Annotated in this window: 15 protein-coding genes; all 15 read right to left on the bottom strand. The window is 27.6% G+C overall.

The annotated features are described in order from the left end of the window. Positions 1–22 precede the first annotated feature (22 nt). Positions 23–844, bottom strand: a complete 822-nt coding sequence (locus EDB96_RS17440; RefSeq protein ID WP_134142270.1) for a polysaccharide pyruvyl transferase family protein — start codon at positions 842–844, stop codon at positions 23–25. A gap of 4 nt (positions 845–848) precedes the next feature. Next, complete coding sequence (locus tag EDB96_RS17435) at positions 849–1724, bottom strand: N-acetylneuraminate synthase family protein (protein ID WP_134142268.1); 876 nt, start codon at positions 1722–1724, stop codon at positions 849–851. Then, the gene (locus EDB96_RS17430; RefSeq protein ID WP_134142266.1) at positions 1711–2877 is read right to left on the bottom strand and encodes an acylneuraminate cytidylyltransferase; all 1167 of its coding nucleotides are present in this window, start codon (positions 2875–2877) and stop codon (positions 1711–1713) included. The genes EDB96_RS17435 and EDB96_RS17430 overlap by 14 nt, the downstream gene beginning before the upstream one ends. Before the next feature lie 42 nt (positions 2878–2919). Further along, a complete protein-coding gene (locus EDB96_RS17425) occupies positions 2920–3555 on the bottom strand; it encodes a hypothetical protein (RefSeq protein WP_134142265.1) in 636 nt (211 codons plus the stop codon). Further along, the gene (locus EDB96_RS17420) at positions 3527–4681 is read right to left on the bottom strand and encodes a glycosyltransferase family 4 protein (RefSeq protein ID WP_134142264.1); all 1155 of its coding nucleotides are present in this window, start codon (positions 4679–4681) and stop codon (positions 3527–3529) included. Before EDB96_RS17420 ends, EDB96_RS17425 begins: the two co-directional genes overlap by 29 nt. A gap of 2 nt (positions 4682–4683) precedes the next feature. Continuing rightward, positions 4684–5757 carry a glycosyltransferase family 2 protein gene (locus tag EDB96_RS17415; protein ID WP_134142263.1) on the bottom strand — a complete coding sequence of 358 codons (1074 nt, stop codon included), beginning with the start codon at positions 5755–5757 and terminating at the stop codon, positions 4684–4686. After that, positions 5754–6674 (bottom strand): glycosyltransferase, encoded by a 921-nt coding sequence (locus tag EDB96_RS17410; RefSeq protein WP_134142262.1) that lies wholly within the window; start codon positions 6672–6674, stop codon positions 5754–5756. Before EDB96_RS17410 ends, EDB96_RS17415 begins: the two co-directional genes overlap by 4 nt. A 150-nt stretch (positions 6675–6824) precedes the next feature. Beyond that, a complete protein-coding gene (locus EDB96_RS17405) occupies positions 6825–7235 on the bottom strand; it encodes a galactosyltransferase-related protein (protein ID WP_134142260.1) in 411 nt (136 codons plus the stop codon). A gap of 35 nt (positions 7236–7270) precedes the next feature. Beyond that, complete coding sequence (locus EDB96_RS17400; protein WP_134142259.1) at positions 7271–7480, bottom strand: glycosyltransferase family 2 protein; 210 nt, start codon at positions 7478–7480, stop codon at positions 7271–7273. Positions 7481–7482: 2 nt separating this feature from the next. After that, on the bottom strand, positions 7483–8265 hold the full coding sequence (locus tag EDB96_RS17395; protein WP_134142258.1) for a glycosyltransferase family 2 protein: 783 nt from the start codon (positions 8263–8265) through the stop codon (positions 7483–7485). Next, positions 8266–9039 carry a glycosyltransferase family 32 protein gene (locus tag EDB96_RS17390; protein ID WP_134142257.1) on the bottom strand — a complete coding sequence of 258 codons (774 nt, stop codon included), beginning with the start codon at positions 9037–9039 and terminating at the stop codon, positions 8266–8268. Between the two features lie 7 nt (positions 9040–9046). Then, a complete protein-coding gene (locus tag EDB96_RS17385; RefSeq protein ID WP_134142255.1) occupies positions 9047–9991 on the bottom strand; it encodes a glycosyltransferase family 2 protein in 945 nt (314 codons plus the stop codon). 5 nt (positions 9992–9996) lie between these two features. Continuing rightward, positions 9997–10920, bottom strand: a complete 924-nt coding sequence (locus EDB96_RS17380) for a glycosyltransferase family 2 protein (protein WP_134142254.1) — start codon at positions 10918–10920, stop codon at positions 9997–9999. Next, positions 10914–11957, bottom strand: coding sequence for an acyltransferase family protein (locus tag EDB96_RS17375; protein ID WP_134142252.1), 1044 nt, complete (start codon positions 11955–11957; stop codon positions 10914–10916). The genes EDB96_RS17380 and EDB96_RS17375 overlap by 7 nt, the downstream gene beginning before the upstream one ends. After that, the gene (locus EDB96_RS17370) at positions 11954–12868 is read right to left on the bottom strand and encodes a glycosyltransferase (protein ID WP_166669324.1); all 915 of its coding nucleotides are present in this window, start codon (positions 12866–12868) and stop codon (positions 11954–11956) included. The genes EDB96_RS17375 and EDB96_RS17370 overlap by 4 nt, the downstream gene beginning before the upstream one ends. Between the last annotated feature and the right edge of the window lie 2 nt (positions 12869–12870).

The raw sequence follows: 12870 nt of genomic DNA, 5'->3' as shown, positions 1-12870 counted from the left end.
AAATCTGCAGTTTAATAAAGTATTATTTTTTAAAAGGACAAACATTCAAAAGTCCATCGCATAATTGATCTATAATTTCTCGTTTAGGAAGATTCGGAAGTTCTTTAAAAAGATTTTCTAATTCTGAATTAGAAAATTTTTCAAGTCTAATTTCAGGTTTAACAAAAGGCAGCTGGACAGATTCAAAATAATCTTGATATTTAATATCATCTCCGAATACTTTTTCTGAAAACTTCTGCCAAACAGCGGGAATATTATATGCATGAGCTACTATAACTCCATGAAGGGAAGATGATACAATTTTTTCACATTGGAGAAATTCTATTGTTTTTGCTTCAATATCATTTGTCATTAAATCTATAAGCAGTACTTCTGGATTATCTGTAAACCAATTTTGAACTAGTTTATAATCATTATAGTGAGGTATAAAACCGTATTTATATTTTTTTTCTATTGTTGGATTAAAATATCTCGGCAATAATAATGCTGGATCTCCATAAACTTCAGGAACATCATAAGAAAGATCTAAAAGAAATTTTCTTGTTTGCGGACCTCGTACAGCTAAAAAAACTGCCTTTTTTATTTTTATATTTTGATCTATAATTCCACTTCCCCAAACAATACATTTATGATTTACATTTGCCAAAACACTTCCGACAGTTACATAAATTGGCATTATGTAATCTAGCAATGAGAACTTTTTTGGCCACGCAAAAACAACTTTTTTTGAAGAGATTTTTTCTACAAGATATTTTCCAACAAGATCTCCATAATTTTCTCTTTTTTTACCTTGAATGATTTTTTCATTCCACCAAAAAAGCCTAATTGTATTTGAGAAAAACATATTATTAAACCTTTTTGTTTTTTAGTTTATCTCTTTGAATTTGTTCAATTGGTAAAATATCAGAGGATTTAAAAGCTAAAGCCTGATAAACTGCATTTAAATCACGAGTAAGTTTACGCAATCCCATTGGTTCCAAAGAAGCCGCATGATCTGTACCCTTCCAAGTTCTGTCTAAAGTATAATGTCTTTCTATAATATTGGCTCCTAAAGTATAAGCTGCAATATCAACGGCAATACCCAAATGATGTCCTGAAAAGCCAATATGTTTGACTTTATGTTCGTATTTTTGTTTTAAAATATTAATATCCAAAAGACATACATCTTCAAAAGGAACGGGATATCCTGATGTACAATTGTATAAAACTAAATCTTTGTTTCGTTGTTTTTGTGTAAAGAATTCAACTAAAGTATCTGTTTCTTCTTTAGTAGTCATTCCAGTAGAAATATGAATCTCACCTGAATAATTGTCACTTAGCCAGCCCAGCATTTCAAAATTATTATTGCAGGCAGAAGGAATTTTAATAAAATCTGGATTTAACGAAGCAATTTCTTTTGCAGATGTTGTATCCCAAACTGATGTGGAATATGTAATTCCGATTTCATCACAATACGTTTTTAATTCTCCGTGCTGCTCAAGATCAAATTCTAAAAATTCTCTGTGTTCTCCATAAGTTTCACCATATGAATTAGAGAAATTTGGATGTGGCGCATTATATTGTTCTTCTGTTAGAAGCTCTTTATTATTACGCTTTTGGAATTTAACTGCATCTGCGTTTCCGAAGATTTTGGCTATTTTAATTAACTCTTTGGCTATTTCCATTTCACCTTTATGATTACATCCAATTTCTGCAATCACATAAGGTTTCTTAAATTCCTTCATAACGTTTGTTGTACTTTATTAAAATTTCACAAGTTTCTCTTATTGCACCAGCGCCAGATTGATGTGTCAAAATATAATCTGCATTTGCTTTAACAATTTCTATTGCATCTGCAGGTGTAAACGACCATCCGACACTGCAAATATTGGCCAAATCATTTACATCATCACCCACATATGAAACGGCGCCAAAACTACTATTTCTCTCGGAAAGAAAATGTGTTAAAAACGAAAACTTATCTTTTATTCCTAAAAAAGTATGTTTAATCTGCAATTTCTTCATTCTCTGCGCAACTAACTCAGAATTTTCTGAGGTCATTACCACAACTTCAATATTATTTTGTCTTAATATTTCTAATCCCATTCCGTCGCGCATGTCGAATTTTTTTGCCATTTCGCCATTTGCGTCATAGTAAACACATCCATCTGTAAAAACGCCATCAACATCTAAAACCAAATAGTCAATACGTTGGTGTACTTTCTTTTTCTTCTGACGATCTGCCAAGAGTTTTTCAATAATATCCCAATCTGACAAACTATCAATCTCTACAAGAGACTCTTCGTCCATTTTTACTAGACCAATTGAACCGCTAACTCTATTTTTTGAATTTAAAAAAGCTTCTTTATTTGTTGCATATACGGCTCCGTTTTCAATCAACAATCCATCAAAATCTTGGCGTCTTGGTCTTTTAAAAACATCATAATTTTGAGGAGTTCCATCTGAATTCCATGTGAATCGATGTGTATTTACGACTGTCAAAGCCGATTCTTTTTTATTAACAAGAATTTCGTTTAACGTTGCATTAATATCTTGAGCTTTTGTAATTGGTGAGGTTGCCTGTAATAAACATAAAATATCAAAATCATTATTTATCAATTCTGCGAATTCGAGCATAGCACTTTCTGTAGATGCTGTATCAGAAGCATTTTCATCATTTCGTAAAAGAGTTTTTACTTTTGGGGTCCAAAAATATTCTCTTTTAATATAATCTATAATTTCTGGATCATCTGTAAAAATATAAACTTCATCTAATTCTGAGAAAACAGCTTCTGTTAGAACCCATGAAAAAAGTGGTCTTCCAAGCATCTTCTTTTTATTTTTTCCTGGGATCCCTTTTGAATTTTTACGAAGTGGAATTATGGCTGTTTTTTTCATAACTTTATTATTTAAAAAAATTAGTCTGTTTCAGACTAATACTTAGTTTTGTGATCCCGAAGTATTTGATTTCTTTATCAGATTAAAAATTGACTGCTTTCTCCACTCTGCATAATTTTCAATTTCAAAACCATGTTTTTTGAAAATTTCTTCTAAATCACTTTTAGTATAATCACTCAGCCAACCATTTTTATCCCTAGACAATTTTACAATATCTGTGCAGCAATAAGACAAAACAATTTGTTTTATTGTTGGTCCTAATTCTTCAAAAACCTTGTTAATATCATAAACATATTCTAGAACTCCGCTAAAGACAGCAGTGTCACATTTTTTTACTGCTGAAATAACTCCTTGATTTAAATCACACACAACAGTTTCATTGAATCTAGCAACAATATCAGTAGGGATGTAAATTTTATAATTGTCCAAATAATTTTTAAGAATCATATTTCCGGCTCCAAATTCTATTATACTAGCTCTTGGCTTAATATAAGATGAAAGTAAAATGGTTCTTTCGTCCCAGTCCCTATAAAGTTGATCATCATTTTGCCATCTTTGTAAATCGGTTTTTTTCTCTGATCTGAGCTTGATATTTTCTATTTGACGTTCATCTAATTTTTGATCAATATTTTTGACTGTACTAAACAACTTAATTAGACTCCTCATAAACTTTTTCATATAGCTTAATTATCTGTTTTTTAAGATGATCTCTATTAAAATTCTGATATACAAAATTAACGTTATACAACTTTGCATTTTCTCTTAATTCTTTATTTTTTAAAGCATTTTGGATATGCTCAGCAATTTCCTCAGTATCAAATGGATTTGTTATTAGATATCCACTTTTCCCATGTATAATAAATTCTTCTGAAACATTTCCTGGATTAGATTGTATTGGAAAAGCCCCCATTCCCATAGCTTCTACTCCACTTGTAGGTAATCCATCAGATATACTATTGGCAACATGTAAAATACTTCTTCCCATTATTTCGAGTAAAAGATCATTAGAAATGAATTCTCCTCTTAAGTAAATTTTAATATCTAAACATTTAAAATAATTAGATTTTTCTACTTTTTCTTTTACGGAAACATCTGTGCTATAAATCACTATTTTAAAGTTTTCAAACAATTTTATTGGCAGCAACTCTATTGCTTCTATTATTTGCAAAGCTTTACCAATTCCATCTTCGTAACCTTTTATTAGCAATATATTTCTTTGATTTGAATTTAATATGAAATTTTCATTGATTCTAATTCCACCATTACCCATAAAAACACCTAAAAATTTATTGATGAAACCATTTTGTAATGTTATTTGGTGATCTCTCTCGCAGTCTGTTATTAAATAATCTACTCTTTTTAGAACTTCTGCAAATTTTTCTTTTGTAATACCTAATTTCTCATGCAGGAAAATATCACTTCCCCAAGATGAATAAAGCCATTTTGTTTTAGGATATTCATTCATTACATCCAAGATTGGAAGACATGAAAGTTGCATTGCAAAACTATGCACAATATCAGGTTTAATCTGATTTAAAATACCTCTAAAATAATCTGACGTCTCTACTTCACCAAATTTTTGAATTATTTTATAAACTTTAGGAAATCGTATTTTAATGGTTTTTCTTCCCGGAAAATCCCATCTTATTTTCCAATTATTAATTTGATTCAGCCATTTAGTTCTTTGAGCTTTATCAGTACTACTTGAAATATCAAACCAGTATACCTCATGTCCACTCTCCTGTAATTGATCAACCCATTGAAAAAAATGGTGGTTAGGTATTGAAACCATTAAAATTTTCATCGCTAAAATTTAATTTTTAGTTGAATTAAACTATTTTTTCTCTGAAAAGAATATGAATAAGGTTTATTTCTATATAGTAAAACAATCTCTTCTAAAATTCGATCATTTACTGTTTGTAAATCTAGATAAGTTTTACTTTTTTTTCCTAAGAACTTCTTTATACTTTGCTTAAGTCTTTCTTTTATAGTTACACTTCTTATTATTATCTCTACCGTTTCGTTTGTGAAATTTTGCAATTGCTTTAAGACTGCAGAAAGCTTAATATCTTCACTATCTAAAACAAATTTATGATCAGTTACTTCATTTAATATTTTTTGCCGATCTGATTCTAGTGGCAATATTCCCCATTCGCTATGAATATTAACTTTCGATCGTCGAGATTGGTTGCTAAAATGCATGTACGATTGATTGATTCTCTCTAGAGACGAATGAAATGGATTGCTACTATTTTTGCTTCGATATATTTTTGGATGCCACTGATGTTTCAAAAGAATTTTTGCATCATTGAAAATTATTGAAAATCCTAAATGCTGCAGCCTTAAATGAATATCAGTATCTTCTGCTCCCCAACCATGATAGAACTCATCATATCCATTTACTGATTTTAACAATTCTGTTGGAAAAAGAGTTGTTCCAGTAACTTCATTACTTCCTTTAAAATCAACTTCAAAAGCATCAAATTCTTTTTCTTTTAAAGATTCTTTAAGAGATAGAAAACCATATTGAAAATAATGAACTTCATTTGGATTTGCTAATTCTTTAGCAATTTGAATGAAATCAGGGTGAAACATTAAGTCAATATCACCAACTAAAAAATAAGGAGAAATTGTTTTTCTTAATATAATATTGATCGCTCGAGATTTATTCCATAATTGTCCTTTAACTGGACAGATTATTAATTCTACAAAAGTAAATTCTTGAATTAACTCTTTTAATTTCGCTATATAATCTTTTTCACTGCCATAGTCGATCAAAAAGACCTTAAATTCTTTATTCGATTGTAAACTTAAAGATTTTAAACATTTTTGTATAATTCGTAAATCCCGATCTCTGTTTGTAAGAACTAAGGTTATCATATTAAACTTTTATAAATAGAATAAAAATACATTTTAAAATCAGAGAAATTACTTCCCATGTGTTTTGTGTTTTTTAAAAATTGAATAAATCCCATGTAATATTTACGTTCTCTATTGTATCTTGAAACTAGACCTTTATTTAAGTTTTTTATGGCTTGAGTAACAACTTCTTTTTTTGAAACAAATTCATTATCATTTAGAATATCTTGCAGAATATTAATATTGATTTTTACAATATTAGAATTTATTCTTCTCATCTCGGATGAGATTCCTGCATCGATTCGATATACAGCAGTTACTTCATCTAAGAAATGAATCTGACCTCCATTTTTAATAGTCCATAAATATGTTGGCCAATCACCAAAAGGATATTTTAAAATCCAAGACGGAAATTTATTATTATAATTCTGAATATTTCTAAACATTGAAGAAACTGATGGAATATGATTACCAAAGACTAAATCTTCGAATTGCGTATCTGCTTTGTTTATGATTGGAAACCACTTTTTTTTACTTCCGTCTTTAAACAGGAGTTCAATACTCGTATAAATAATAGAAAACTGCGGATTGTTTTCTAAAAAATCAACTTGTTTTTGGAGTTTTTTCTCGTCAATCCAATAATCATCTCCATCACAAATTGCTATATATTTTCCGTCACACTCTCTAATGGTACGTATATAATTTTTGATCAAACCAATGTTATTATCAAGTAATGGTAATAATTTAATTTTTTCTGGATTATTTAACGCGAATTTTTCACAAATAAGTCTTGTCGAATCTGTACTACAATCTTCTCCAATTACTAACTGAAAATCAAAATCAGTTTTTTGAGTCAGGATACTTTTTAAAGTTTGACTTATATATTTCTCTTGATTGTAGGTGAGTATAAATATACTTACTTTAAATTTTTGCATCATTATTTACCTTTGAAAGACTTTTTATTTAATTATAAAATAATACAAATCGATCCGTCAAAAAATTAAGTTGTTTTTTAGCTAATGGATTGATCTTACTTAAACTAAAATTTATCAAACCTTTTTTGAAAAATATATTCTTTTAACTAGCTTTTATTTTTCAGTTTTGTATGTATAAATTTTTCTGAATATCCTCTTAATTTTTAGTTCAAAATTATAAAATTTGGATTTTTCTATTTTTAATATAATTTTTTTATATCGTGCAGAATCCCAGGCTACTTTTATCGGATTTTCAAAATAGTCATTATAAATTTCTCTATTGTTATCAAAAATCATATTCATGGTTTGATTATGTTTTTCAATGTCAGAAAATTTATCACTCATAGATGTTCCATAGTGTTTTCTATAGAAAAACAAAATTTCTGGAATTTTAAACACTTTAGCATCTGAATTTAAAAGTCTAATCCATAAATCCCAGTCTTCCAAACCAAACTTTAATTTTTCTGAATAACCTTTTGCTTTTATAAAATCTTCTCTTTTAAAAACCGCACTGCAAAAAATCATATTATTTATAAGAAGTTCAGGAAATGAATAAGAATCTAAAACCCATTCTCCTTTTCAAAATATTTTATATTTGAATTCTCAAGATATTTTTTGATAATCGAAAATAATTGATCTTCAGAACCATCATCTACTATTATTATTTCAAAATTTTGATATGTTTGAGAAAGTACCGATTCTATAGTTTCTTTTACAAATTGTGAAGAATTGAAACAAGGAATAATTACTGAAACTAATGGAAAATTCATATTTATTTTTTTTGTAATATGTTTCGAATTTCAACTTTAATAAAAAGTAATTTAATTTCTTTAATTACATTTTTAGCACAATTTTTAGGAATATCCAAAGCAATTTTTTTAAAGAAAACGGCAATAATTTTTAAAAGTGATGAATACTCAAGCTGATGCAATTGATAATGGGCAATTGTTTCATTTTTCCAACGATTTAAATTATTCTTCTCATTTCGTTTGATAGAATAGAAAAAAGTTTCATTAAAATCTTTAATCTGATATCCATCATTCAAGACTCTTACTGACCATTCTTTGTCCTCACTAAAAACAAGTTTTTCATCGAATTTATAATCTCTCCATACTTTCTTATTTATCATAGCACAAGCTGCCATCAATCCGAAGTTTAAACCATCTTCTATAAAAAAATCATTTTTGCTTGCTCTTACATAATTAGAATACGAATTAATATAGCGCATTCCAGCTAATTTTGAATTAGAAGTAAACTCTTTGACTGAATTTATAAAAAAAGAGTTCCCTACAGGTACTGCATGTGAGCTTAATAGTAAAACTAAATTATTTTTTGTATTTTCAATTCCCAGATTAATTGCTTTACCGTAAGTAAAATCCTCAAGAGTTATAATTTTACAATTATAACTCTTTGCAACATCAACACTTTGATCTGTTGATTTATTATCTACAACTATTATCTCATCGATATCTTGAGCATAAACTTCTCGCAAAATTTTAAGCGTTGATTCTAATAAATGAGCTTCATTTTTATTTCTAATTACTATTGATACCATCTAATTCTTAAATGAATAAATTAAAGCTTTGATAGACTTTATTAAAAATTTATAAGTTAACTTTTTTTTAAAATCGATTTTATGCATAGCAACACTATAATCTCCTCTTCTAATTAACTGAAAAAAATCATAATCTATCCAAGATCCTTCCCATAAATGAATTGCGATCGATCTAGGTGTTGCATATTTCAAAAAATCTTTTTGAAAAGGTTTATTTACATCAAAAGGTAACGGATAAAAAAATTCAGGAGTGTAAACTACCAATTCTTTTTCTGTTACTATTTTATCAAAAACATTAAATTGTTTATTTATATAAGACTCAAATCCTCTCGTTAAAATTCTTGGAATGGCTAACTTTAATTGCCATTCTTGAGGATTAGGATCTTCATAATATTTAAAACATTCTTTTATATAATCGTGACCTTTTTCACTTCCAAAAATGCCTGCACTAATTAAATCTTTATTTTCCGCTCCTATAAAAAATGAATGATTTAATAAATCATCAAAGCTCTTAAGAACGAACATGTCTGTATCTAGATAAATCCCTCCATGATCATATACAGCCTTTAATCTCACATAATCCGAAACAAATGCGTATTTTTTATTTTCGTATGCTAATTTGACAAATGGTTGCTGCATATCCGAATTGCTCTCATTCCATAACATAAATTGATAATCTGGTAAATATTTTTTCCACGATGCAAAGCACATTTTCTGAATCTCAGAATATTCTCCATTTCCATACCAGCAATAGTGTATAATTTTAGGTATCATTCTGTAATTATTTAAAGAAAAAGTAGCCTTTTTTAAAAATTAAAAAAGATAAATACCCTAATGTTATTTTATAGAAAAAAAGATTTTTTAATTTAAGATCTTTTTTTAGTATTGTAAATAGTAATCTTCTTTTATCATTGTGCCTTTTACCAGAAACCAAAATATCGCGCAAAATTATTTTATACCGTTCTCTTACATATTTCAAGCAAATTGAATAATCTATTAATTTATTCTCTTGAATTATTTTTAATTGCTTTTCACGAGCATAAATTTCCGAATTAATCTCTGTTGAATCTAATTTGTAAATCTCATTTGACAATGAAGCTGGATCAATATTATACTCGAATAATATCCTGTCAATAAATTTAATTTTAGGGGTTTGATAAAGCATTCTCAGATTAAAGTCCCAATCATCTAAATATCGAATATTCTCATCAAATAATTGTTCTTGTTTATTTAAAAACTCTTTATTCCACAATGGTCCACAAACATAAAAACTAACAAATCCTGTGAAGTAATTTTCTAGCAAATTTTCAGAAAAGATTCTATTATGACCTACTACTTCTTTTGTAACAGAATCTAATTTAACCAACTTACCAACAACCACATCTACATCTGATTCTACATTTTTAATAAATTCTTCTAAAGCTGTATCCAAATAAATATCATCGCTGTCAAACCAATTTATCCATTTTCCACTACAATATTGAAAGCCAACATTTCTGCAAGAATTTGGACCTTTTAGCATATTATCTGGTCGCTGATAAAACTTAAACCTAGAATCTTTATTAAGATATTTTTCTATAACTTCTTTAGTATTATCTGTTGAACGATCATCTACAATAATACATTCCCAATTTTGATAAGTTTGTCTTAAAATGCTGTCAAGCGTTTGACTTATAACATGACTTCTATTAAAGGTTGGGATTATTATAGATATCAATTCACTCATTTTAATTAAATATTTTTAGAAGAAATTTGAATAAAATGACTTTTTATAAATCTTCTGACTAATTTAAAAAATTGAAAAAATAATAGATTAGAAATATAAAATACTGATAACTTACTCCATTCGACCGAAGTTATTTTACGATACTTCTTTAATGATATTTCTGTCTGAAGCAAAAGGTTAGCGCGTTGCTTTCTTTTAAATAGTTTTAATTTGTTGGTTACTAAATCTATATAAAACTGAATTTCTGCATTATTTTTTATAATCAAATTATTAGTCATTCCTGTCAAACTCTCATCAGATACTGTTATAGAAATTACACTTTCATTAATTGAATAAATCGGAAAATCTTCTGCAAATTCTATCCACGCATAATCATCACTATGCCATGCAAGAGGGTAATTTTTAAATTTGTATTTTAAATAAACGTCTTTTTTAAAAATGTATTCTGACAGAGAACTTCTTGATAAACCTAAATATTTACGATAATAAGATTCAGATGCTTTTTCTAGTCTTGGATTTGTAAAGATTTTAGAAACTCTATTTTGAGTATTATCAAATGTTTGCGTTGCAAATCTTACGATATTGCTTTTTGATTTTTCAATTTCTTTTAAGTTATCAAAAAAAGACTCTACCACATTCTCTTGCAATATATCATCATCCCCCAAAATCATAATCCAAGTTTCATCATTAGTTAGTTCAATACAACGTTCCCATTGTTTTGTTAAGTCTTCCCTTCCTAAATTATTATCAAAACGGACATATTTAATATCAAGATGATTTTGATATTTTTCAAGTATTTTTTCGGGACTTTGTGGACTCGAATCATTACCAATATAAGTTTTAAATCTCTTATCAGTTTGATTTGCTAGAGATTCTAAAGTCGCTTCAAAAAAAGAAATTTTATAGTAGGGAACAATAATAGCTAGCATAGCATCGCTCTTAATTTTAAACTATCCTTATATTTTAAAAAAAACTTCTCAATCATATGCCAAGAAATATATCCGCAAAATATAGATATAATAACAGAAGTAATTATTAACCACAATGTATTCATCCTGAAGTAATAAATTAATGTTTGTTGAATAGGAAATCCGTAAATATAAATTCCATATGACGGATCTCCAATTTTTCCAAAAGAACTAATTATTAGTAAAGGTTCTAAAGCTATTATTAAAATTAAGATTGGCAAAACAATATGCTTTACTTGATTATAAAATTGAAAATATATAGAGAGAATAAGGATTAAGCATGCAATTAAAAACAAATATTTTTTATTCTTGAAATGTTCTATTTTTAGGGATGCTAATAAGCTACCACAAACAAAAAAAGTTCCTAGATTTAATAAATGTGAACCTTGAAGATCAAATAAGCTATAACTCTTTATTTTATCACTTAAAAAAACATAAATTATAAACATTAGGCCAAAACATATAAATATTAAAATTTGTACAAGTTTTGTGTTCTTCCTAAACCAAAATAATCCTGAAATAAAAATATACATTGTTACTTCGTAAGCGATAGTCCATAAAGAACCATTTATTGCAGAAGGATAAGGATTATGTTCAAAAATACCTTTTATACCATATTGCAAATTGAAAATTGAAATATTTCTAAGAAAATATGTATAAATATCCCTATTATAAAAGTATAGTGATGGACCATCATAAACAAAGTACCCTAAAAAAGTAGTTAGAAAAAGAATCGCAACTAAAGCTGGAAATAAGCGTAAAATTCTTTTAAAGTAAAATTCTATCAAATTTTCGCTATGAACTAAACTTTGAAAAATTAAATATCCACTTATAATAAAAAAACCATTTAACCCAATATTCGATAATTCAATTTGTTTATTTGTAATTTCAAAAATCCACTGAGAACTCACATCATTTCCTGATAATGGATAGCAATGTGCAATGACAACTAATAATGCAAACAAAGATCTTAAAAAATCAAAATTATTGACTCTCATCTTTTGAGCAAATTATTCAAAATTGTTCTTGCTATTTTTTTTGGTGATTTATAATCTGATCTAATAATTTTTAAAAATCTAAAAAAAGAATGATTCGACACAAAGCTATTTGAATAATTATTATGAATTGATTCTTCTAGATATGAAAGTATTTTAAAATGACGTTTAAGTATAATTTTCTTGGTCTCTTCATTATTTAAATAAGATAATAAACAAGTAAATAATTTTAAATTATTTTTAGTAATTGCTATTTCTGATGTGCTTGAAAAAATACCAACTCCATGTCTATAAACAGCCATTTTTTCTTGTAAAAACTTTAGTTTTCCATGTTCTGCAAGCATTAGATATAAAAAATAATCACCAATAGGAGACAATTCAAATTCAAATGGAAATTTTCTTATTATATTTCTAAACACAACCGAAGGAGTGTGAATATAATTACCTAAGCTAGCTAATGTTTCAATAGTTTCATAATCTTCAGGAACTTTAGTGATAAAATCATCGACAATATCACCATTTAAATTAAGAAGATCTACCTGATGAAAACAAAGAACATATTCAGGATTAGCGTCTAAAAAACTTACTTGTTTTTGTAATTTTAATGGATCTGTCCAATAATCGTCACCTTCGCACATTGCTATATAAGAACCACTACATTGTTTTAAAGCAAAAATAAAATTGCTCATCATTCCTAAGTTATGTTCGTGTCTAAAATATTTTATCCAAGAACCATTCGGATGATTTTTAATTATATCTTCAATCACATGGTGTGTTCCATCAGGAGAACAATCATTTGCTAAAACAAATTCTACTGCAAAATCACACTTCTGCATTAAAATACTTTCTACTGCCTTACGAATATAGTTTTCTTGTCCGTAAGTAATCATAACTACACTTACAACTGGGGGCATCT

Source organism: Flavobacterium sp. S87F.05.LMB.W.Kidney.N, assembly GCF_004366435.1.
Lineage (GTDB): Bacteria > Bacteroidota > Bacteroidia > Flavobacteriales > Flavobacteriaceae > Flavobacterium.
This window is presented reverse-complemented; position numbering and strand designations above follow the sequence as displayed.